Origin of the sequence: Rhizobium leguminosarum, from assembly GCF_001679785.1 — a bacterium.
In the GTDB taxonomy this organism is placed as follows: domain Bacteria; phylum Pseudomonadota; class Alphaproteobacteria; order Rhizobiales; family Rhizobiaceae; genus Rhizobium; species Rhizobium leguminosarum_R.
Map to the genome: position 1 here is coordinate 1,287,102 of NZ_CP016286.1, position 21,665 is coordinate 1,308,766.

The following is a 21,665-nucleotide window of genomic DNA, read 5'->3' on the forward strand; positions in this document are numbered from 1 at the left end:
AAGAAATCGACTCCTCGGTGATTTCAGGCGACGGACCATCCACCGTCCACCAGCAGGTTAGCGCCGGTGATTAGGCTCGCAGCCGGCGATGCTAGGAAGACTACGGCACCCACCACATCATCGGTTTCTCCGATCCGGCCTAGCGGAATGTGACCGAGCGTCGCTTTGCGATTGTCGGCATCGGATAAAAAAGGTGCTGTGCCATCGGTGTGAATGAACGTCGGCGATACAGTGTTTACGGTGACATCATAGCGTGCCCATTCGGCTGCAAGGCAGCGTGTGAGGTGATTGATTGCCGCCTTGCTCATGCAATAGATTGCCTCGCCGCGCAGTGCCACGGTACCGGCCTGTGAGCTGATGTTGATGATCCTGCCGCCGTTGCGCTTGATCATGTGCCGGCCCACAGCCTGCGTCATCAGAAAGGTGCCCTTGATATTGACATCGAGTATCTCGTCAAGATCCTTCTCCTCGACCAGTTCCGCGAGATTGCCCGGAGCCACGCCGACATTGTTGACGAGGATGTCGATCCGGCCGAACGTCGCAAGCGCCGCGTCAACGGCTTGCGCGATATGGGCCTTATTGGGGATATCCAGTTCAACGGGCAGAACTTTTCGGCCCGCTCCCTTGAGCTCGGCAACCAGCCCCGCCGACGCTGCGACATCGCGAACCCCCAAAACAATATCGGAGCCTGCCGCGGCACAGGCAAGTGCGCAAGCTCGACCGATGCCACGGCTCGCTCCTGTCACCAAAGTCACCTTGCCCTCAAGGCTGAAGTCCGGCGCATTCTTCTGCATCACGATGCCTCCCTCGATGAAGCTCATTTATGGCAGGGTCGGTGGGCGGATGCCAGATGTTCTGCGAGTGCTGAGGAGTGCCCTTTGACAACTGGGCTATCCCGCAACGTGGGACGCTTTTCTCGAAAGGCCCCCGCAAAAAGCCGGATTGCCCGTCGGTTCCTGCACACGACGAGCGACGGCGCGGGAGGAAACGGAGGACCCCACGCACCACCTGTCACATGCCTGGAAAATCGGCAACCGGTGGCCTAGCCGATCTGCATCAGGATCGGAAAGGTCTGCTGGAACCAGATCGCCACATTGCTGACCCATCCGAACAGGAAGGCGAGACCGGCCCACCTCGAAAGCTCGAACCCAGCGACCGCGAGAAGGATCGCTCTGGCGACGGCCTCGATCGATTTGGAGGCCGCCGCAAGCAGCCGCGGTCTGCTGCGCATCAGTCGCCCGAGTTGCTCCCTGAAGGCGACCGCCAAAAGTGCGACCGCCGATAGCGTCAGGCAGACGCCGATCATCATCGACACCGCAAAGAGCAGTCCCGTGACGACGACCTGGTGGATTATCGCAAAGGTCATCACGAAGAGCGTCAGAGGACAGCGGATGAGACCGGCAAGGAATCCTACGACGACGCCTTCGCTGCTCGAATGGGTGTGGGCGTGGCGGAACAGCGCGCTGCCGAGCATCCACAGGCCGATCACGCCGAGCAGTCCACGGCTGAGCGCCTGGAGGGCGGGAGCCGAGCCCGCGTCGACGAAGGAATGCGAGACCGGCGGCAGGGCGAGCAGCGCGATCAGGACCGCCATGGACACATGCGTGAACGACAGCGCCATCGACACCAGCAGCGCCTTGTGCGCCTTCATCGAAGAGCCCATGAGATAGGTGGCGAGGACCGACTTGCTGTGACCGGGCGTCAGGGCGTGGACTGCACCGAAGGCAATTCCCATCGGCAGGAATGCCAGAAAGGCGAGCCAGCCGCCGCCCTGCGCGAACGCTTGATGTGGTCGGCGAAGGCCAAATAGATGTCGCGCTGGAATTCGATGATCTGCTGCCAGGGCATCAGGCCAGTCCCGTGGTTGCCGCTGCCAGCACGATATAGCGTCCGGCCTTGGCGATCGCCACCAGGAGGACGAAGTTCGGGAGCGGCTCGCGCAACACGCCGGCGACGACGGTGATCGGATCGCCGACGATCGGCAGCCAGCTCGCCAGCAGCGACCACTTGCCATATCGGCGGTACCATCGCTGGCCGCGTTCCAGCGCGCCGGGTTTGACAGGGAACCAGCGGCAGCTTCGAAAGCGTTCGATCCATCTGCCGAGAAACCAGTTGACGTCCGTGGGCATCCGGTCGCACGGGGCGCGTTTTCGGCAGCCACACGGGCGTCCCTATATTGCGACAGGCCCGTGACCTTGCGGCAGGCAAGAGACGAGTTCACATTCCAGGAACTCTTGGTTGACCAAAGGCGGAGCCGAAATTCCCGAGATCGATAATCCGCGACCGTCGAGCTAGGGAAGCCGTCTCCCGCGACCGACCATTCGTCCAAACTTCAGTAGCAGGCGCTCAAGATCCGGCTCCTCTACGCGGCGGGCGGCCTCAATCGGCGTCAGCCACACGGAATCTCTTTCCGCCATTTCTGGAAAGCGCTTTCGGCTACGGCGGACCTCCAGGAGGAAGACGGCAACGACCGGTCGCGCTCCACTTCCGTCCTGCATCAGCTTGTCATAGAGGAACTCGCCGAAGGGCTTCTTCTTCGCCCTGCCGATCACGCCAGCTTCCTCCCAGGCCTCACGTTCTGCCACTTTGCGCGGCTTCAGACCTGATATCGGCCAGCCCTTCGGGATCATCCAACGTCTCGTCTCCCGCGTCGTGATGAGAAGCACCTGTGGCCCCTTGGCTGTGTTTCGGAAACACAATGCACCATACTGCTGGATCGGCTTCGGATAGACGTCAATCTCATTCATCGTGTCTGCTCATGTTCATCGACGTCCTCGACCGTGGCGGATAGACCGAGGTTCCTTCGCTTAAGGTTCGTGGCGACCTCATGTCAGCGCCAGAAGCGCTTCGTGTCGATGACCTCATCTACTGAGGACTGCGCCATGCGGATCAACGCATTCTTGTCATCGTGGGAAACGACAGAATCTCGAGCAGGGTGGTCGGCCAGTCCATGCTGCTCAAGCACGTCCGGTCCCGTAGCCAGATCGTTCAATGCTCCAAGATAGTCCTGCAGTTCCTCCATCGCTGCGATAAATTTCCGGTGCCGACGGGCGCCGCGCTTGTCGTCGAACAACGATCCGAAGAATTCAGCCGCGTAGCGAAGCTTCTTAGCGTCCTTGCGGACCTGATGACGATGCTCGTCGTCGGTCCCAGCCAGCGCACTGCCGTGCTTTTTCAACTTCTTACGCATTTTCTCGAGGGCCTTCGCGGCAAACTCCGAAGCCGATGTCTCCTCGGAAGCTGCGCTGCCGACAGGGCGATCGAGGTCACATTGAAGCCACTCGTTGAAATCGAGCATCAGCGCGCGCGTTCTCGCCGATTCCAGAGCCTCGACAGCGTCGCCGTAGGCCTTGTTGCGGGCATCCTTGAGCTTGGCCCGAAGGTCGGAGTCCTTCGCCTTCATCAGCAGGACATCGAGATTTCGCGCTTCGCCCAGGACGCCAGCGAGCCAGCGAAGCTCCTCTTGGATCATTTTCGGCTCGTCGCCCATCAGGAGCGGCCTGAACAGAGAGAACGCAGAGCGGAGACGCCGCAGAGCTACCCGCGCCTGATGAAGGCCTTCCGAATTTCGTCGCTGGAGAAGGATCTCTTCGTTGAGACGGAACTGCCGAAAGCAGGACCCGGCGATCTCTTGAAAGGCGGCAGATGCCTTGATGTTTCGGTCGAGATCGAGGCGCTCTGCCTTGAACATGAATTGCTGCCTGTCCAGAAGCGCGAGACCCCGTTCGGACTTGGACTGAATGCCGAACCGGAAAGGTGCGATCGCGTCGATCTTGCGAATGAATACGAACAAGTCCTTCGTATCGCCGTCCTTCAGTTCGACTTCGATTTCCTGAACTGGCGAGCGCCTGTTGCCAGACACTACGTCTCCCCGGTCGACGACCACCTCCAGCCGAGAGCCGTTCAATTCGATGTTCCAGACGCGGCGCTCAATGAACACGGTGAAAGCGGCTTCCACATCAAGTTCCGGTCCGAACTCGCTTATCAGAGGGCTCGTATGGTCGAGGACGGGTTCATTGCCTTCAATGGGAGTCTCCCATTCTGAACGGACAAACAGTGATTTCGCCGGTCCGGATGCCTTCACAGTCTGGACGTGGGAAGCGCCGGTAGAGCGGATACGCAGAGAGAACCCCTTCTGCGACAGCCGACGATCATCCGTTTCGAAGTAGGTCGATGTCTGCTGCAGTGCGTCGTCAGGCTCTCCGAGAAGATCGGAACCCAAAAGGCTCTCAAGGGCTTCGTTGGAGAGGTCGAGTTTGATTTCGATTTCCGATGGCAAGGCAGGCTCCATTCTGATTGGATGTTCATCAACGCTGGAGGTCCTGTCATAGTTCGGTCGCGTCACGACCTGATGAAGCGAACTGGACTCTCGAACGTCGCCCGGCTAGCTTGCGCGGGCTTCGAAACCGGAGGCGGACGATGCTCAACGAAAACGCCCAGACGGACCTTACGAAAACCATGTCTGGTCGCGATGTCGCGCAGGCTGGTGCTCTCTGCTACCGTCGGAACGAAAACGGTGGAGTTGAAATCCTTTTTGTAGGCAGCCGACGGAACGGTCGATGGGGCATTCCGAAGGGGCACGTCGAAGGTGGTGAGGCCAGCAGCGCCGCGGCGCTAAGAGAGGCGTTCGAGGAGGCTGGGGTCGCAGGCGTCGTGGACAAGGCCGTATTCGGTACGTTTTCTTATCGGAAGGACACGAGTCCCAACCAATACCACGTGGCCGTCCACCTTCTTAAGGTCTCGAGGATCGCGGACAAGTTTCCGGAGAAGCATGTCCGTAAGACACGGTGGTTCCCCTTAGAGACCGCGCTGCGGGAAGCAGCGCAGCCGGGCTTGCGGATGCTGTTGTCGCAGCTCGAGTCCGTGGGCGTATGAAAGTCGGTTTCGGCAAATCGCTAGCCCGGGTCCTCAAATCCCAGAAGAAATTCAGCAGGCTGATCGAGAAGGCCCTCAAGGCGCCGCGAAACAAGGCGAAACGCGCGACGCCGACACCCCGTGCCGCGAAACCGACTCTGGTCGAGACGACCGCATTTGGAAGCAATCCCGGCCGCCTGATCATGAAAACCTTCGTGCCGACAGCGCGGCTGCCGAAAAACCCGGCACTTGTGGTCGTGCTTCATGGTTGCCGACAAACACCCGAAAGCCTGGACAGTGCCGCTGGCTTCTCCAAACTCGCAAAAGAACGCGGCTTCGTTCTCCTTTATCCTGAGCAGAGAAGCGCCAATAATTCGCAACGATGCTTCAACTGGTTCCGCCCAAGCGCCGTCGCCAGAGACCGCGGAGAAATGCTCTCCATCAAGCAAATGATCGAACATGCTTGCGAAAGACATCGCATCGACCGCTCGAGGATCTTTATCGCAGGATTGTCTGCTGGCGGAGCGATGACGGCCGCGCTCGTTGCCAACTATCCCCCAATGTTCGCAGGCGCCGCGATCATCGCAGGCATGCCCGTCGGATCGGCCCGAGATGCGATGTCCGCACTACGAGCGATGAAGTCGGGCGCGACGCCGCCGCCCGGCGGCTGGGGCCGAGCTGTTACGAAGATCTCTTCCGAGGTCAAGGCGTGGCCCGCGGTAACGATCTGGCAGGGCATGGACGATAGGACTGTGAACCCGGTCAACGCGAGCGCATGCATAGCACAGTGGCTCGAAGTCCAGGGCATCGACGAAGGCAGCGGACGTGCGGCGGAAAAACCGTGGGGCAGATTGCAGTCGTGGCGGGCCGCAGACGGTCTGAAGCTGGCCTTTTATTCGGTCAGGAACATGGGGCACGGGCTTCCAATCAAAATGCGGGCCGCTGCGAAGTCGAGACGATCTGGAGACCCTTACGTCATTGCGGCAGAGATTTCGGCTCCAGCAGAATTGCTGCGACTATGGGGCTTGAAGAGACCTATGCTATAGTCGAAAACGCTGTGGCTAGGCCAAATTTTGTCTATTCCCGTTAAAGCAAGGTCATTGACCTGCGGCCCTCTCCCGGCGACCTCATTCGCTATTGCCGTTTCGAACCAAAGCGCCAAATCGGTGAAGTGGCGAGCTCCCGACTTTTCATCCGAAGCTCAGCCAAGAGGAACGCAGCATGGATGCAAACAGCGGGCTCATCGGGGATAAGGTTGCCGCAAAACGTAGCCAGGAGGACGCAGCCGTCGTTCCGCGCGCGATAGAGAACCACGGCGTCATCGGCGATTTGGCGACGATCGCGCTTGTCGCTACCGACGGCACGATCGATTTTCTATGTTGGCCCGATTTCGACAGTCCGACAATTTTTGCTGCGCTGCTCGACCCGGAACGTGGTGGCATGTTTCGGATCGCTCCGGAGCTTGCCGACGCCCGCGTGACGCAACAGTATCTTCCGGATACGAACGTCCTCCTCACACGTTGGATGGGCGACAAGGCAAGCGGCGAACTTACTGATTTCATGTACGTGAAAAACAGCCGTAGCGACGGCTCGAGCATGGTTGTACGGCGCTTTCGTGTGACGCGCGGGAGTTTGAAGTTGCGTATGTCGTGCACTCCTCGGTTCGAATATGCGAGAAGACAGCTCCCGGCGAAGATGGAAGAGGGCGCTGTAATCTGGCGGCAGGCGAACGGCGAAGTTCTACGACTCTTGGCTGGTGTGCCACTCGTCGAGATCGATGGCGGCGTTATCGCCGAGATCACCCTTCAAGCTGGAGAGGGCGTCGATTTCATTCTCGACGACGGTGACGACAATGCGGAAGAAGCGACCACGGAGGAGATGGAAGATCAGACGGTCGCCTTCTGGCAGAACTGGGCGAGACAGTCGACCTATCGCGGACGCTGGCGCGAAATGGTCAATCGCTCTGCACTGGCGTTGAAACTCATGACCTCGCGCAAGCACGGGTCGATCGTCGCCGCCGCAACCTTTGGGTTGCCGGAAACCCCCGGTGGCAGCCGCAACTGGGACTATCGCGCCACCTGGATACGCGACGCCTCCTTCACAGTGTATGCATTGATGAGGCTTGGCTATCGCGACGAGGCGATGGCATTCAACGACTGGATCGGCCAGCGGGCGTCGGCATGTGACGCCGGCGGTCGACTGAAGATCATGTATGCGATCGACGGCGGCGAGGTGCCTAATGAGGCCAGCCTCGAGCACCTGCACGGCTATGGCGGTGCGACGCCCGTCCGGGTGGGAAACAACGCTGCAGAACAGTTCCAGCTCGACATCTACGGTGAGCTTCTCGACTCAATCTATCTGAGCAACAAATACGGCCACGCAATCTCTCACGATCACTGGGAGGGGGTTCGAAAGGTTGTGGAGTTTGTCTGCGACCACTGGGAGGATCCTGACGCCGGGATTTGGGAGATGCGCCGCGAGCCACAGGAGTTCCTCCATTCCAGGCTCATGTGTTGGGTGGCGGTCGATCGGGGAATACGTCTCGCGACCAAGCGATCCCTCGCGGCGCCTTTTTCCAAGTGGCATGACGTCAGGAACGACATTTACGAAGACATTTGGAAAAACTTCTGGAACGAGGAGAAGGGGCACTTTGTGCAGACAAAGGGCGGCGACACGCTTGACGCCTCGCTGCTACTCATGCCGCTGGTGAGGTTTGTCAGTGCCACGGACCCGAGGTGGCTGTCGACCTTGACGGCGATCGGCGACCAACTAGCGGACGACGGCGTCGTGCACCGATATCGAAGTAATGACGGCCTTGACGGGGAGGAGGGCGCCTTCTCAGCCTGCTCATTCTGGTATGCAGAGTGTCTCGCACGAGCGGGGGACACCAAGAAGGCTCGCAGGGTCTTCGAGTCGGTTCTGAATTATGCCAACCATCTCGGACTATATGCCGAGGAGTTTGATACCAAGGCGCAGCTCGCTGGCAATTTCCCGCAAGCCTTTACTCATCTCGCTCTCATCAGCGCAGCGTTCTACCTAGATCGCGAGCTCGACGATCGCAATAGCCAGGAATGGCGGCCGTAGAGCCGACGAATACCGCTCCGCGTCCGAGTGGGGGCCGCCTTCAGATGGTAGCAAAGCACTTCCTCGGAGGACAGTAGGATCGCGCCCGGCCAGCGCCACCGAATGTATTTCAGCTTAAGTTTTATGCGCTGGCGTTGGCAGTTTGGCTGCCTCGGAACTTTCAATGTCCCCAGTCAGTTCGTACTGTTGTGGAGGAACCGGCCATGTCCAAAAAGAATAATGCCCCATCAAAAAGGGGCAATCCTAAAGAGCAGCCTGTCAATCGCCCCGACCATAAGGAACCGCCGGAGCCTGACGATCGTAAACACCCGGCCCGTGATACAAGAGAGGCGCCGGTGCCCAACCCAAACGGCGAGCCTGTCGAGAAACTTTAGCGACTGCCAGACCCGTCATTAATTGGCTTTAGGGTCAGCCTCGGTGTTGCTTTGAACAAGCGAGATCTGACCGTTTCGCACGATGACACAAAGACCGATCCTTGGGACCGGCTTGAGCGATAGAGATGGACATTAACTGGGATTACGAGACGAATTTGGACATTCCCGAGCTGAAGTCGGCAAATGCGAGACGAAGACGCACGTCTGTACAAAAGGCGCAACTAAACGCCTGCGCTGACATCTGACTTTTTTATGAGAGCAAGTTGCACGGAATTGTGGGCGCCGCGCTATTTCTGACGAGCCCACGCAACCTGCCACATGGCCTGGAAAATCGGCAACCGGTGGCCTAGCCGATTTGCATCAGGATCGGAAAGGTCTGCTGGAACCAGATCGCCACATTGCTGACCCATCCGAAGAGGAAGGCGAGGCCGGTCAGCACGAGGAACAGACCCATCACCTTTTCCACCGTGCCGAGATGCCGGCGGAAGCGCGACAGGAAGCGCATGAAGGCGCCGGAAAAGCCGGCGGCGATCCAGAAGGGGATGGCAAGGCCGAGCGAATAGATGGCGAGCAGCCCGGCACCGGAGCCGACCGTCTCGCGCGAGGCGGCAACGCCGAGGATGGCGCCGAGCACCGGGCCGATGCAGGGCGTCCAGCCGAAGGCGAAGGCAAGGCCCATAATATAGGCGCCCGTCAGCGTCGCCGGCTTGCCGCTGCCCTGGAAGCGCGCCTCACGCGCCAGCACTCCGATTCGAAAGAGGCCAAGGAAGTTCAATCCCATGACGATGATGATCAGCCCGCCGATCTTCGACAGGAGGTCAAGATGCTGGCGAAGCGCCATGCCGATGCTGGAAGCACCGGCGCCAAGCGCCACGAAGACGGTGGCAAAGCCGAGCGTGAAGAGCAGTGCCGAGAAGAACACGCCGCGCCTGACGTCCGGCGCCACCGCCACCGCACCGCCGCCGCGGAACTGCTCGACGGAGATGCCGGCCATATAGCAGAGATAGGGCGGAACGAGGGGAAGCACGCAGGGCGACAGGAAGGAAAGCGCCCCGGCAATGAGCGCGCTCCACAGGGAAATATCGGCAATCGACACGCATTCTCTCCGGCTGCAATCTGCGTGATGTTCCTAGCTTTGCAGGCCAGCGATTGCCAATCACCTTTTTGCGCGCGCAAGAAATCTGTCTTCGCTCTCGCAAGAAATCCGTCTTTGCACGCAAGACATTTGGTCTTGGCGCGCGCAAGAAATGTGCCGGGTGCGGAAAAAGGCAAATTTTTCGGTTGACCGCAATGGGTCGCCTGCCTATGTTCCGCCCACTTCCAGCCGGGGTGGGCACGCCCGCGGAGAGGGAGAGCGTAGCTCAGCTGGTAGAGCAACTGACTTTTAATCAGTAGGTCTCGGGTTCGAACCCCGACGCTCTCACCAACGATTTCAACGGCTTAAAGCCTTGGATTGGCCTAAATATCGGCTACAATACCCTCACACATGTCTCGCACAGTCCGGGAGGGTAAAGTGACCTCGCATACGGTATTCGGTGACAAGGTTCGAATCTATCGTCGCGCCCAGAGTTCCCTGTGGCAATGCTCCAACCTATTTGGAGGGCCGGGAGTGGCGCGTGAGCACCAAAACGGACAGTCTTGCGCTGGCCAAGGAGTTTGCCGAGGACTGGTATCTTGAATTCCGGGACAAAAGCCGGGGTGGGTCAGCTGAAGCAGGAAAGAACCTTTGCCGACCCTGCCAAGCAGTTCGTTGGGAATATGTGCCACTTAATGTACGGCGGCCGAAAAGGTTGGCTGCGGCCGACTAAAGCATGTCGCGCAAAAGTGTGCAGCGGTTTTGCGACAACGACATGCGTAAAAACAAAGACCTAAAGCGCGACAAGCGAATCTGAAAGATCGCGACGCGCTTTAGGCCGTATGTCACCACGCGGCGCACACCTCGGGCCGGCATCCCGCCGGGGGCGGGTGCGCCGTGACTATGCCCTGTGCGGCCTGTTTGGTGCGGAACGGCGAGCAGTAATCTCCGCCGCCGTCCAGCTTGTCCCCCAAGGGTTATAGGCGTTCAGCCATCATAATGGCCCGAAAGTGCCGCCTCGGCAGACTTAACAACCACGGCGATATTCACGCCCTTCGTCAAGGTTGTCCCGGTCGCGCGAAGGTCTGTCACCACTTTCAGGCCGCCCGATTTAGGCGCCGGGAGCGGTACGACGGTGCCGTTGTCCAGATCAGCGATCCAGAGCCCGTCCTGACCTTCAACACTAATAACAACAACTGTAGCCATGTTATTCCCTCCAACGATTGATGTTTAAAATCCAGCTTTCTTCAGGCCTTCACGATAAAGATCTTTATGCCATTGCTCTTTACTTGGGACCGCGGACAACCATTTGTCCACATCGAAGTCCGGATTGCCTTCGCGAAACCTCCGTACGAAGACCCGCGCCTTGTCCTGACGGCCCAACATGGCCCAGTTCGCGGCGGACAGCCTGTCCGCCAAATTGGGATCGGCCATCTGCCCAATGTAGTCCAGCGAAGCTTCGAATTCGCCGAGCGCATAGTTTGCTCCCGCACCGGTCCAGAAATAGGTATCGGGACCGAGCGGGTTCAATTCAATTGCCCGCTCGATCTTTCGCAAGGCCATGGCGGGAAGCGAACAATGAACCAACGTGTCAGCGTAGTCGGCAATCACGTCGGCGTAGTGCGGAGCAAGGCTCTCCGCCACTTCCATTGCCTCGGCGCTTTCGTCAAACGCCCCCTGCAACAGTTTGGCGACCCCGAACTCGCGATACCCATCGGCGAAGTCTGGACGTGTCTCGGTGGCCTGCTTAGCCAAGCTCTCCGCCGTTTGCAAAAGCTCGATATCACCTCGGGCCGTCAGCAACCATTCCTTGGAGTAGGTCCGCGCCATCGAACTCAGCGCCGGCGCGAAATCGGGGCTGACGCTGAGTGCGGCTTTCATTTCCTTGCGCGCACGCCGCAGATTCGGAAGCGTCAACCGCGCCAGGTGCCGCCTGCCGACAAGATATCGATGGTAAGCGATCGGGTTTAGATCTTCGCGCAATGCCTCATGGCGCTCGATTTCACTGGACACGGAGAGCGCGATCCGTCGGGCGACAGTTCTCCGATCTTTGACGAGATCCATATGATCAAGGCTGAATCTTTCCGCCCAAACAATTTGATTTTGGTCGAAAAAGATCAGTTGGGCGAACAGGGTGACGTCATCGTCCGTATTGCTGATCCGGGTATCGAGAATATAATTGACGTGATGACGTTCAAAGAAGGCCTTCTGCGTCTCCATGTGGTGGCCGATTTGAACCGCCGAATACGGGGCTATGACCTCCAAGCTGTTGAAGGCGCAAAATCCGATTGTGATATCTTCGACCAAAGACGCGGCTAGAAAACCGGCTTGGGGTCGGACGGATTGGTTCTTGGGCGGAAGCAGCACCAGACGGGGAATTGCGATCCGGATATCTTGGGGCTCAAGGGGAAAAGCGGTCTCGAGTTTCGGCTTCGAAGGCGATGATGTCGGACGGAGGGATATGGCGTCACCATCGGGTCTGGTGCGCGCTGCGGTCCCTCGCAAAATCGCATTCCGCCGTTGTTCAAAATGGTTCCGAAGGGACGCAACCTCGTCTTCCGCCTGGAATATCTCTATGAGCATTTGCAGCGTATCGGGATCCTTCGGCTCCGCCCGAAATAGGATAACTGCAGCCTTCCTCAGGAGTTCGGATTCCTTCGGCGATTGCGCCAGTCGGGACGCCGCTCTCAACGTATTTCCGAGAAGTGCGATGTGGCTAATTTCTCGCTCGGCAAGCCACAGTTGAAACCGACGGCTATGACTGTGAACCGACTCCAGAAAAGGCTGGTTCATGAGCTTCACGAGAATCTTAAGCCGGGAGAACGGTTCAACCTCTTCCTCCGTCCCGGACAGCAGAATATCGGAAGACAGAGACTCCCGGTCGACGGTGACCATGTTGCCCTCGGATGAAAGGATATTTATCCCGAGTTCAATTTGACGGGCCTTCATTCTCGAAATCAACTTACGCAAAGTCGCAAGCGTATTGTCCCTATCGGCCTCGCCCCACAGAAAGCTCACCAATGTTGTTCGATCCGCGGAACCTTGATCGGTCGTGAGTAAATAGGCGAGAAGCAGCAGGCCTTTCTCAGGAAACGCGACCACATTCCCGGCCTCGTCAACGAGCTGCAACCTACCGAAGGTCTTCAGAACAAGCGCCATTTTGCCCTTTAAGTCATCACACGTTTCTGCGTCTGCATGAAAGTGCAGTGTGCGTATTGCACCAGCAGAAGTCGCAAACTGTATCTTCGCGGTGGCACTTTGTCTCAATGTGCTATGAAATTCAACAATGCGTGGAAAACGTTATGCTATGTTTGCCAGGTTAACGGCAGAACTGAATTTCGCAATCGCCTTCTCCAAATTATCTTTAGAGGAGAATTCCAAATCTAAGGTGATGATTATAGGCGTGAAGGGTGCGAAGACGGCCTTCGGCTTGTCGACTTCGATGCGGGCACCGTCACCGCGACAGCCGGAAAACGTGAAGACTATGTCAGCCACCGGCCCGGCACCCACGGACAACGATGTGCTCGATTTTGCGGAGTACTTCGAGACTAAAGCGGAGGCCATTTCCGGTCACTTCTGGAGTACGCCGGAAGTTGACCTTGCGGTTGGTTTCGAGCTCAAGGTAGCCGCCTTTTCAGGCCGGCCATGTCTACCGAACTCCGGCGGTCGACGTTCCCGCTACCAAGGTGAACTAAGTAAAATCTCCGGCGGAATCTGCTCTGCATAGCCTTCAAACAAGATGGCGTGCGCCCGGGTTCCGCCGCATTCGGTTTCGGTGGCGGTATGACTTCTCATGCACGATTGACGTCCTATTCCGACCGCAGTTGCTCACCGCATGAGACCCTGGCACGTATAACGCCCTCGCTGTCAAAATACGGCATCACCCGTCTCGCTCGCCTGACGGATCTCGACAGGATCGGCATCCGGTCTGGAATGCCATTGCGCCCAACTCCCGTTCGATCTTCATAAATCAGGGGAAGGGGATCGAGGACATCGACGCCAAGGTCTCGGCGGCGATGGAAGCACTGGAGCGTGCGGTCGGCGGAGATCCTCAGATCGACGTCCACCGGGCAAACCGCCAGCAGCTGGAATCGGAGGGCTTCTATGCTGAGCCCCTGGATTGCCGCTTTATTCCGGAATTCGGCTGGATGTCAATCAGCATCCAAAATTCACCCCTTATCGGCATCCAATTTTGGCTCTGACGCAGTTTTGATGGTGATGGATTTTATCCCGCGCCGATGACGCGGGCCTGGAGGAGGTCAATCTTTCCGCGGCCATACATCTGGCGTTTCACAAGTTTGAGCTTGGTGATCTGCCCCTCCGTCTGGCCGTTCGACCATGGTGAAGTGATCGCGGCGCTGACGGCCGCACGGTCTTTGACGATGCCGTTAGCGAAGGAGGCTATCAAACCTGTTCTGGCTCTCTCCAACCATGGATCGAGATCAGCGATGGATTTCTTGCGGATCATCGTCTGGAAGGCGGCGATCGCTTCCCGCACCTCAACGAGCAGCGGCACGCCGCCTTCAATCGCAGCAACCGTCACGGTCTCGGATTTGGAGAGATCGTCGCGACCGATGGTCATAAGACGCGCGATGGTCTTGGCCGACGGCGCTCGGTTCAAGTTGCCGTCATCGACCTTTTCCGCTTTTCGGCGGCGTGTGGCCCATTCGGTGACAACGCGAAGGCAGCCGCGGAACCCTTGGCTCTTGAGTTTCCGCCACAGCTCTGTCCCATTCCGATGTCCGGCCGCCCATTGAGCGTCAAGCCACGGCAGATGGAGTTCGAGCGAGTTCTCGCGGACGCGGAAAATATCCGACCGTTGACCACGCAACACGCATCGGACCAGGCCGCGACTGTACCCGGTCTGGCGCACGATCTCCTTGATTGCGGCCCCCGACTTGGCCAGATCGAGAATGGCGGCGTTGGTGTCTTCGCGGCGAAGATATCCCTCGTACTGGATGCGCTCGGCGGCAGTCAGCAGTTCGGGATTGATCGTGGCGGCTCCGATCGCGGTTCGGATCTGGCGCATGGATTTGCGCACCGCATCGAGGAATGCCCGGCTGGCATTCTCCATCAAGTGCCAGCGGTCAGCGACCTGGGTCGCCTGTGGCAATGCCTTGGCTGCAGCCGTCGCGTAACCACCGCCGCGGTCGCGGGCGATGATGCTGATCTGAGGTTGGTCCGAGAGCCAGGCCTGGGCCGTAGACGGCTCTCGATCTGGCAAGAGAGCAATGGTTTTGCGCCGTTCCAGATCGCAGATGATGGTCCCATAGCGTTGGTTACGTCGCCAAGCCCAATCATCAATCCCGATGACGGTCGGCGGGACAAAGCGCGGACTTCCGCGTCGCCGCACGACGCGTAGCAGCGTATCGTTGCTTACGGGCAGCATGAGCCGCTTGGCAAAGGTGGCCGCTGGCCTGCCACCCAGTGCAAGTCCGAGATGATGGACGATGTGGTCGAGCCTGGCGGTTCGCCGCGACGAAGGCGCGAGAACGTCCCCATCGAAGCGCTCGGTGAAGATTCGCCGGCCGCACAACACTGCGTCGCAGTGGAACCGTCGCGCATAAATGACAAGCCGAACAGGCTTTCCCACCAACGGCAGGTCAGCCAAGCGTCGTTGATATCGACTGTGGATTCGTTCCGATCTTGTTCCGCAAACCGGGCAAAGGCTTGCTCTGCTCGCCGGCCGAACTGCGATCAACATTACCTCATCATCAAGGGCTGTATTGTCGACGACAAAGCCGCGAGGGACGAGCGTCGACAGGCGGAGCGAATGACCCATGGTGTTGATTCCTTGTGTGAAACCAACATCAGCCAGCACTTGATTTCATCAAAAGTGAGTCAGAGCCAAATTTGCACGCCGAAACACAGCTGGACGTTCGAAGCGACAAGCGTATGGAAGGCGATGTTTCCTATTGCTCGACCGAATTAGTTTTCTGGAAAAATCTGGTGACCCACGCCCGCTCCGCAGCGAACTCTGCGTCTCTGAGAGTCTTTTAACTCTCCTCTTTGGCGCCGGGGCAAGCGTTCGCGCCAAATGGCGCCATGTTTCCTGCGTCGATGCTTCCATTGTCATGAGATGTTCTTTCGCTAACCATCTCCTGAAATGCGCCCAGACGCCTGCTCATCGAGCGGAACAGGATGTCGTCGGTTTCAGACTGGCAGCCCGAGTTGTTTTCGCAGGCTCTTATCGAATGCGAATGCGGGGACGAAACGGCGCAGGAAACTGACCTGGCGTGCCATTTTCCCGGCCGCATAGCGCCTCTTCGGCGCCGGATCGGTCGCCGCCGCCAAAACGGTCTTGGCCACCACGTCGGGCGCGTCGCCTTTTTCCATTGCTTTCTGCACGGCTACATTCATGCCAGCGCGCGCAGAGTCATATATATCGAGCACCTGATCCGGCTTGGCGAGATTGTCTTCGAACGACGTCCGGGTGTAGGCTGGCTCCACCAGCGAAACGCGAATGCCGAAGGCGCGCAATTCATGATCGAGCGATTCGGAATAACCCTCGATGGCATGTTTGGTCGACGAGTAGCGCGCGAAATAGGGAGCGGGGATGAACCCCTGCACCGAGCTCAAATTCACGATTCTGCCCTTCCCTTGGCGTCGCATTACCGGCAACACCGCGTTGGTCACACGGAAAACGCCGAAGACGTTCACGTCGAACAACGACTTAGCCTGGGTCATTGAGGACTTCTCCGCGCCACCAAGCAGGCCCACGCCCGCATTATTGACAAGAAGATCGATGCGCCCGGCCTCCGCTAGCACGTCATCAACCAGTTTCGCCACCGACGCGTCGTCGGTCACGTCGCATGTCAGCATGGATACACCGTCGCTCCTCTGGGTTGCGAGGCGGCGGCTGGTTCCGAACACGCGAAAGCCCGCGTTCTGCAGGGCTGCGGCCGTTGCATACCCGATGCCGGTGGATGCCCCAGTCACCAAGGCTACGCCAAGATTGTTCTTGTTCATGGAAATCACTTCTTTCTGTGTGATGAGCTGCGTCTTGTAAAAGTCGGGTAGGCTGTCTGCGATTTACGTGCAAAAGGGAGGTCTCCGACGATATCGTCACGCAGTCGACGGATACCGCTTTGGCCCGCAAGCAGGCGCGACCATGATATCCCGACATTCGCACCAAGTGGGCTGACAGCTCCCATTCCTGTGACAACGATACGACGCATCTTTCTTCCACCTGTCTTCACTGCAAAAAATAGGGCATGCCGTCAGCCTCTTGACCGATGATGCGGTAAGGGCCTGTTCTCTAAACATGCGGCTTATGCAGGAGCCTTAGGACACACTCATCTTTGCCAGGAGGGAGCTAAACTTCGGCACTTTTCCGCGCCAGGTCATTGAACCCGGCTTAGCCTTCAGCGACATCGTCGCCGCGCGCAATGCGCCTGACTTCGCCAGCCGCTGCGTTAAGGATGTCTCGTGAAAGGTTCTCGTCTTCCATGATCCGCGACAGCGTAACGGCGCCTACCATGAGAGACAGTATGGCCATCGCCCTGCCGCTGGGACTAGAGCTCGTGTCGCTGGCCATCAGTTCATCCAGAACCTCGAAGTGAGCCCGGATCCCGTCTTCAAATGGGCGCCTGACCTCTTTTCTCTGGCGAGCCGCGTCCGATCCCAGCGCCACAAGGGGGCAGCCTTCTGACTTTTCGCCTCTGTGGTCCGATGAAAGGTAGAACGCCATGACTGCCTCAAGGGGATCGGAGCTGTTTGCAGCCGCTGTAGACCATCTCCGTGTGGCGCTTTCCATCGCACGCCGCGATGCTAGTGCGGCGAGGTCGTCCTTCGACGCGAACTGCTTGTAGAAACCTCCCTGGGTCAGACCGGCCCCTTTCATCAGATCCTTTAGCCCAATTCCATCGAAGCCATGTTCTCGGAACAGACGGCTTGCGACGTTGATCACCGTTTCGCGGTTCTCCTCAGCCTGTGCCCGGCTCACTCTCATATAGACCTCCGATTAGATTTTGTTTGACATCTATAACAAAAATAGATTTAGATCGCAATCTAAATGATCCATGTCGCCCGTCAAGAAGAGAAACGCAAAATGAAACGCAAACTTGTCCTGACTTTCGTAGGTCTCGTGGCAGCGGCCGGCGCAGCCGGGGCCTTTTTCGTGGTTTTTGAACCTACCAAGCAGGAAGCGGTGGCCGCTGATCCAAGAACGGCGTCACCACTCGTAAGAATGGTGGAGGCAACCACCACCGGTGCGGCTGAGCGCTCTTTCACAGGCACTGTCGCTTCCCGGGTACAAAGCAACCTTGGTTTTCGTGTTCCCGGCAAAATCGTCGAGAGGATGGTCGACGTGGGGCAGCAGGTGAGGCAAGGCCAGGCGCTGTTGCGCATTGACGAGACCGATCTCCAACTCGCGCTGACAGCAAAGCGTAATACCGTTACCGCAGCACGCGCTGTCTTGGTTCAGGCGCAAGCAGACGAAAAGCGCTATGCGGCGCTGGTAAAAAATGGCTTGGCAGCTACTCCGCAGCGTTATGAACAGGCAAAAGCAGCGCTCGACACAGCCTCTGCTCAGCTTGCTGCGGCAGAAGCCGACGCCAAAGTGGCCGAAAATGGGACCGCATACACGCTTCTTGTTGCCGACGCTGATGGAACCATAACCCAGACCCTTGGAGATCCGGGACAAGTCGTGGCAGCGGGCCAGACCGTCGTTCAATTGGCGCAGGCGGGCCCGCGCGAGGCTGTTGTCTGGCTTCCGGAGACTCTGCGGCCCAAGATTGGCTCCGAAGCGCAGACCAGCGTCTATGGAGGCGGAAGTCTAAGCGGAAGGGCCAAACTTCGGCAGATCTCGGATTCCGCCGATCCGCAAACCCGTACCTACGAGGCGCGTTATGTTCTCGAAGGCGATGCGGCTTCCGCCCCGCTTGGCTCGACAGTGACGATTAGAATTCTCGATGCTGACCGCCAGTCGGAGGTCGCTATACCAGTGGGCGCAATTCTGGATGACGGTAGTCGCACCGGAGTGTGGGTCGTCAACGGCACAACATCAACGGTGAAGTTCACCCCGGTCAAAGTTCAGCAGATTGGCGAGGAGATGGCATTCGTCACGGGAATTGGAACTGGAGAGCAGGTTGTAGCACTGGGCGCGCATCTCCTCGCCGACGGCGCGGTCATCAGGATTGCCTCGCAGCAAGAGGTGAAAAAGCAATGAACTTCAATCTGTCAGCCATCGCCGTTCGCGAACGTGCCATCACCCTGTTCTTTATTGTGCTGCTGGCCGCCGCTGGCGCCTACGCCTTCGTCAAGCTGGGGCGCGCCGAAGATCCGTCTTTCACAATCAAGACCCTAACTGTTACTTCGGTCTGGCCAGGTGCCACTGCCCGTGAAATGCAGGACCTTGTCGCCGAGCCGCTTGAAAAGCGCATTCAGGAACTCACATGGTACGACCGCGTCGAGACGACAACCCGACCGGGCTACGCCTTCCTGACGGTCACCCTCAAGGATAACACCCCGGCAAGTGCCGTGGCAGAAGAATTCTATCAGGCGCGCAAGAAGCTTAGTGACGAAGCCCGCAATCTCCCTCCGGGCGTCATGGGGCCATTCGTCAACGATGAATACTCCGATGTGAGCTTCGGTCTCTATGCATTGAAGGCAAAGGGACTGCCGATGCGCGATCTCGTGCGGCAGGCAGAGGTCATCCGGCAGGACCTGCTGCATGTTCCTGGCATCAAGAAAATCAACATCGTCGGGGAACGTCCCGAACAGATTTTCGTCGAGTTCTCCTACGCGAAGCTCGCGACACTCGGCATATCGGCGCAAGATATCGCTGCTGCTTTGCAGCGACAGAACACGGTCACACCCGCCGGCTCGATTGACACACGGGGGCCACAGGTCTTCATCCGGTTCGACGGAGCTTACAACAGTGTGCAGGCCGTTGCCGACACGCCGATCGTGGCCGCTGGCCGGACTTTGAAACTCTCCGATATCGCGGATGTACGGCGCGGTTATCAAGATCCTGCCACCTACCTTATACGCCATGAAGGCGAGCCAACAATTATGTTGGGTGCCGTAATGCAGGCGGGATGGAACGGACTTGATCTCGGAAAAGCGCTTGAGGCTCGATCCGCCGCGATCGCGGAGACACTGCCGCTGGGGATGACGCTCACCAAGGTCAGCGATCAGGCTGTCAATATCGATGAGGCCGTCGGCGAGTTCATGCTCAAGTTCGCTATGGCGCTTGGCGTCGTGCTGTTCGTAAGTCTAGTCGCACTCGGCTGGCGCGTCGGCATTGTCGTTGCGCTTGCTGTGCCGCTTACACTTGCCGTGGTCTTCCTCATCATGCTGGAAACCGGGCGGTTCTTCGACCGCATCACGCTCGGCGCTTTGATCCTTGCGCTGGGACTTCTTGTGGACGATGCCATCATCGCCATCGAGGTGATGGTCGTGAAGATGGAAGAGGGCATGGACCGCATCAAGGCGGCCGCCTATGCCTGGAGCCATACTGCGGCGCCAATGCTGTCGGGCACGCTGGTGACGATCATCGGGCTGATGCCCGTGGGGTTCGCAAAATCAACGGCCGGCGAATATGCCGGTAACATCTTCTGGGTCGTCGGTTTTGCGCTGATCGTATCCTGGATCGTGGCTGTTACCTTCACGCCCTACCTTGGCGTCAAGATGCTGCCGAACATCAAGCCGGTCGAGGGCGGTCATCACGCCATCTATGACACGCCGAATTACCGTCGTCTTCGTTCCGTCATCGAGTTCGCTGTCCGCCATAAGTTCATGGTCTGCGCCGTGGTGGGCATCACCATGGCCGTTTCGGTTGTTGGGATGGGCGGCGTCAAACAGCAATTCTTCCCGACATCGGATCGCCCGGAGGTACTGGTTGAAGTGCGCATGCCCGAGGGCACCAGCATCGAGGCGACGACATCCGCGGTGAAGAAGGTTGAAGACTGGCTACAGACCCAGCCCGAGACCAATATCGTCACAAGTTACGTAGGGCAGGGCGCACCCCGGTTCTTCTTTGCTATGGCACCGGAATTGCCGGATCCCGCCTTCGCCAAGGTCGTCGTTCTCACGCCGGACGCCCATGCGCGCGAAGAACTGAAGCACCGCCTTCGTGCCGCTATTTCGGAGGGTCTTGTTCCCGAAGCTTCTGTGCGCGTCACCCAGCTCGTGTTTGGTCCGTACACGCCGTTCCCGGTCGAGTTCCGGATCATGGGGCCTGATCAGGATGAACTCTATAAGATTTCCGAGCAGGCTCTGGCGATCATGAAGACCGTTCCGATGTCCGCCAAGCCAACCGCGACTGGGGCAACCGAACACCTGTTCTGCGATTTGTCCCCGACCAGGAAAGGCTCAATCTGATTGGTCTTTCTCCATCGGAGGCTGCCCAGCAGATGCAGATGCTACTCACCGGCATCCCTGTCACGCAGGTGCGCGACAACATCCGCAACGTGCCTGTCGTTGCTCGAAGTGCTGGCGAAAACCGCCTCGACCCGTCACGACTTGCCGACTTTTCGCTGATGAGCCGGGATGGCCGCCAGGTTCCCCTCGATCAGATCGGGCATTCCGAGATCCGGTTCGAAGAGCCGATCTTGAAGCGTCGCGACCGGACCCCGGTCATCACTATAAGGTCTGATATCAACGAGGCGACGCAGCCACCGGAGGTTTCGCAACAGGTAATGAAGGCCCTCCAGCCGCTGATCGCATCGCTTCCCGTTGGATACCGTATCGAAATGGGTGGGAACATCGAGGAGTCCCTCAAGGCGAATACGGCACTAGCTCAGGTCTTCCCGCTGATGATTGCTGCCATGCTGATCATCATCATCCTGCAGGTTCGCAGTCTCTCGACAATGACAATGGTGATGCTGACCGCACCGCTTGGTCTTGCCGGGGTGGTTCCGACCTTGCTGTTGTTCAATCAGCCATTCGGCTTCAACGCCATCCTCGGCTTGATCGGGCTCGCAGGCATCCTGATGCGCAATACGCTTATCCTGACAGAGCAGATCAAGGAGAACCAGGCGGCCGGGCTCGACGACTACCATGCCGTGATCGAAGCGACCGTCCAGCGAACAAGACCTGTTATCCTGACGGCACTCGCGGCGATCCTGGCATTCATACCGCTGACCCACTCGGTGTTCTGGGGTCGATGGCCTATACCCTGATCGGCGGAACGGCGGCAGGCACCGTGATGATCCTGCTCTTCCTTCCGGCCCTCTATGCTGTGTGGTTTCGGATCAAACCACCCAAAGCAGATGGGAAAGAGGAAGCGGTCGAACATCAGGCGCGGCCAATTGCGCTGGCGGCAGAATAGGGGC

Annotated in this window: 15 protein-coding genes, 1 tRNA gene and 4 pseudogenes; 8 read left to right on the top strand and 12 right to left on the bottom strand. The window is 58.6% G+C overall.

What is annotated here, in order from left to right:
- Nucleotides 1-23: 23 nt before the first annotated feature.
- From BA011_RS06570 to BA011_RS06590, 5 genes and pseudogenes are all read right to left on the bottom strand, one after another.
- Nucleotides 24-794 (bottom strand): SDR family NAD(P)-dependent oxidoreductase, encoded by a 771-nt coding sequence (locus BA011_RS06570; protein WP_065282433.1) that lies wholly within the window; start codon nt 792-794, stop codon nt 24-26.
- Nucleotides 795-1,042: 248 nt separating this feature from the next.
- Nucleotides 1,043-1,735 (bottom strand): ABC transporter permease, encoded by a 693-nt coding sequence (locus BA011_RS46305; protein WP_335727673.1) that lies wholly within the window; start codon nt 1,733-1,735, stop codon nt 1,043-1,045.
- A gap of 112 nt (nt 1,736-1,847) precedes the next feature.
- A pseudogene (locus BA011_RS06580) lies at nt 1,848-2,117 on the bottom strand (YqaA family protein); the annotation flags it as partial.
- A gap of 174 nt (nt 2,118-2,291) precedes the next feature.
- Nucleotides 2,292-2,747, bottom strand: a complete 456-nt coding sequence (locus BA011_RS06585; protein ID WP_065279838.1) for an NUDIX hydrolase — start codon at nt 2,745-2,747, stop codon at nt 2,292-2,294.
- An 83-nt stretch (nt 2,748-2,830) separates the two neighbouring features.
- Nucleotides 2,831-4,291, bottom strand: a complete 1,461-nt coding sequence (locus BA011_RS06590) for a CHAD domain-containing protein (protein ID WP_065279839.1) — start codon at nt 4,289-4,291, stop codon at nt 2,831-2,833.
- A 128-nt stretch (nt 4,292-4,419) separates the two neighbouring features.
- On the opposite strand from BA011_RS06590, the gene BA011_RS06595 reads away from it, so the two are divergent.
- From BA011_RS06595 to BA011_RS06605, 3 genes are all read left to right on the top strand, one after another.
- Complete coding sequence (locus tag BA011_RS06595; RefSeq protein ID WP_065279840.1) at nt 4,420-4,875, top strand: NUDIX hydrolase; 456 nt, start codon at nt 4,420-4,422, stop codon at nt 4,873-4,875.
- Nucleotides 4,872-5,900 (top strand): alpha/beta hydrolase family esterase, encoded by a 1,029-nt coding sequence (locus BA011_RS06600; RefSeq protein ID WP_065279841.1) that lies wholly within the window; start codon nt 4,872-4,874, stop codon nt 5,898-5,900. The genes BA011_RS06595 and BA011_RS06600 overlap by 4 nt, the downstream gene beginning before the upstream one ends.
- Nucleotides 5,901-6,075: 175 nt before the next feature.
- The gene (locus BA011_RS06605; protein ID WP_065279842.1) at nt 6,076-7,938 is read left to right on the top strand and encodes a glycoside hydrolase family 15 protein; all 1,863 of its coding nucleotides are present in this window, start codon (nt 6,076-6,078) and stop codon (nt 7,936-7,938) included.
- Nucleotides 7,939-8,658: 720 nt separating this feature from the next.
- On the opposite strand, the gene BA011_RS06610 is transcribed toward BA011_RS06605, so the two are convergent.
- The gene (locus BA011_RS06610) at nt 8,659-9,408 is read right to left on the bottom strand and encodes a cytochrome c biogenesis CcdA family protein (RefSeq protein ID WP_025394453.1); all 750 of its coding nucleotides are present in this window, start codon (nt 9,406-9,408) and stop codon (nt 8,659-8,661) included.
- A gap of 254 nt (nt 9,409-9,662) precedes the next feature.
- On the opposite strand from BA011_RS06610, the gene BA011_RS06615 reads away from it, so the two are divergent.
- A tRNA-Lys gene (locus BA011_RS06615) sits at nt 9,663-9,738 on the top strand.
- A 636-nt stretch (nt 9,739-10,374) separates the two neighbouring features.
- Here the strand turns inward: BA011_RS06615 and BA011_RS06620 are convergent.
- Nucleotides 10,375-10,593 carry a hypothetical protein gene (locus BA011_RS06620; protein ID WP_065279843.1) on the bottom strand — a complete coding sequence of 73 codons (219 nt, stop codon included), beginning with the start codon at nt 10,591-10,593 and terminating at the stop codon, nt 10,375-10,377.
- A 24-nt stretch (nt 10,594-10,617) separates the two neighbouring features.
- Entirely contained in the window at nt 10,618-12,546 is a 1,929-nt protein-coding gene (locus BA011_RS06625) for a hypothetical protein (RefSeq protein ID WP_065279844.1), read from the bottom strand.
- A 127-nt stretch (nt 12,547-12,673) separates the two neighbouring features.
- Here BA011_RS06625 and BA011_RS06630 point away from each other — a divergent pair, with 127 nt between their 5' ends.
- Nucleotides 12,674-13,114 carry a hypothetical protein gene (locus BA011_RS06630; RefSeq protein ID WP_151343396.1) on the top strand — a complete coding sequence of 147 codons (441 nt, stop codon included), beginning with the start codon at nt 12,674-12,676 and terminating at the stop codon, nt 13,112-13,114.
- A gap of 56 nt (nt 13,115-13,170) precedes the next feature.
- Nucleotides 13,171-13,443: pseudogene (locus tag BA011_RS44980) on the top strand (hypothetical protein); the annotation flags it as partial.
- 169 nt (nt 13,444-13,612) lie between these two features.
- Here the strand turns inward: BA011_RS44980 and BA011_RS06640 are convergent.
- The 4 genes and pseudogenes from BA011_RS06640 to BA011_RS06650 all read right to left on the bottom strand — a co-directional run bounded on the left by BA011_RS06640 (nt 13,613) and on the right by BA011_RS06650 (nt 17,338).
- On the bottom strand, nt 13,613-15,169 hold the full coding sequence (locus BA011_RS06640) for an ISL3 family transposase (protein ID WP_065279847.1): 1,557 nt from the start codon (nt 15,167-15,169) through the stop codon (nt 13,613-13,615).
- Nucleotides 15,170-15,540: 371 nt separating this feature from the next.
- Nucleotides 15,541-16,356, bottom strand: a complete 816-nt coding sequence (locus BA011_RS06645) for an oxidoreductase (protein WP_065279848.1) — start codon at nt 16,354-16,356, stop codon at nt 15,541-15,543.
- A gap of 74 nt (nt 16,357-16,430) precedes the next feature.
- Nucleotides 16,431-16,565 (bottom strand): annotated as a pseudogene (locus tag BA011_RS41205) (beta-ketoacyl synthase N-terminal-like domain-containing protein); the annotation flags it as partial.
- Between the two features lie 179 nt (nt 16,566-16,744).
- On the bottom strand, nt 16,745-17,338 hold the full coding sequence (locus BA011_RS06650; protein ID WP_065279849.1) for a TetR/AcrR family transcriptional regulator: 594 nt from the start codon (nt 17,336-17,338) through the stop codon (nt 16,745-16,747).
- 99 nt (nt 17,339-17,437) lie between these two features.
- Between BA011_RS06650 and BA011_RS06655 the strand changes: the two genes are divergently transcribed.
- The gene (locus tag BA011_RS06655; protein ID WP_065282434.1) at nt 17,438-18,556 is read left to right on the top strand and encodes an efflux RND transporter periplasmic adaptor subunit; all 1,119 of its coding nucleotides are present in this window, start codon (nt 17,438-17,440) and stop codon (nt 18,554-18,556) included.
- Nucleotides 18,553-21,661, top strand: a pseudogene (locus BA011_RS06660) (efflux RND transporter permease subunit). The gene BA011_RS06655 and the pseudogene BA011_RS06660 overlap by 4 nt, the downstream one beginning before the upstream one ends.
- The last annotated feature ends 4 nt before the right edge of the window (nt 21,662-21,665 follow it).

What these genes read in the sequence shown, in the direction of transcription:
- BA011_RS06640 (WP_065279847.1), bottom strand. Translation starts at nt 15,169, where the DNA reads ATGGGTCATTCGCTCCGCCTGTCGACGCTCGTCCCTCGCGGCTTTGTC.
- BA011_RS06645 (WP_065279848.1), bottom strand. Translation starts at nt 16,356, where the DNA reads ATGAACAAGAACAATCTTGGCGTAGCCTTGGTGACTGGGGCATCCACC.
- BA011_RS06625 (WP_065279844.1), bottom strand. Translation starts at nt 12,546, where the DNA reads ATGGCGCTTGTTCTGAAGACCTTCGGTAGGTTGCAGCTCGTTGACGAG.
- BA011_RS06570 (WP_065282433.1), bottom strand. Translation starts at nt 794, where the DNA reads ATGCAGAAGAATGCGCCGGACTTCAGCCTTGAGGGCAAGGTGACTTTG.
- BA011_RS46305 (WP_335727673.1), bottom strand. Translation starts at nt 1,735, where the DNA reads ATGGGAATTGCCTTCGGTGCAGTCCACGCCCTGACGCCCGGTCACAGC.
- BA011_RS06630 (WP_151343396.1), top strand. Translation starts at nt 12,674, where the DNA reads ATGCGTGGAAAACGTTATGCTATGTTTGCCAGGTTAACGGCAGAACTG.
- BA011_RS06590 (WP_065279839.1), bottom strand. Translation starts at nt 4,291, where the DNA reads ATGGAGCCTGCCTTGCCATCGGAAATCGAAATCAAACTCGACCTCTCC.
- BA011_RS06605 (WP_065279842.1), top strand. Translation starts at nt 6,076, where the DNA reads ATGGATGCAAACAGCGGGCTCATCGGGGATAAGGTTGCCGCAAAACGT.
- BA011_RS06595 (WP_065279840.1), top strand. Translation starts at nt 4,420, where the DNA reads ATGCTCAACGAAAACGCCCAGACGGACCTTACGAAAACCATGTCTGGT.
- BA011_RS06650 (WP_065279849.1), bottom strand. Translation starts at nt 17,338, where the DNA reads ATGAGAGTGAGCCGGGCACAGGCTGAGGAGAACCGCGAAACGGTGATC.
- BA011_RS06655 (WP_065282434.1), top strand. Translation starts at nt 17,438, where the DNA reads ATGAAACGCAAACTTGTCCTGACTTTCGTAGGTCTCGTGGCAGCGGCC.
- BA011_RS06620 (WP_065279843.1), bottom strand. Translation starts at nt 10,593, where the DNA reads ATGGCTACAGTTGTTGTTATTAGTGTTGAAGGTCAGGACGGGCTCTGG.
- BA011_RS06600 (WP_065279841.1), top strand. Translation starts at nt 4,872, where the DNA reads ATGAAAGTCGGTTTCGGCAAATCGCTAGCCCGGGTCCTCAAATCCCAG.
- BA011_RS06585 (WP_065279838.1), bottom strand. Translation starts at nt 2,747, where the DNA reads ATGAATGAGATTGACGTCTATCCGAAGCCGATCCAGCAGTATGGTGCA.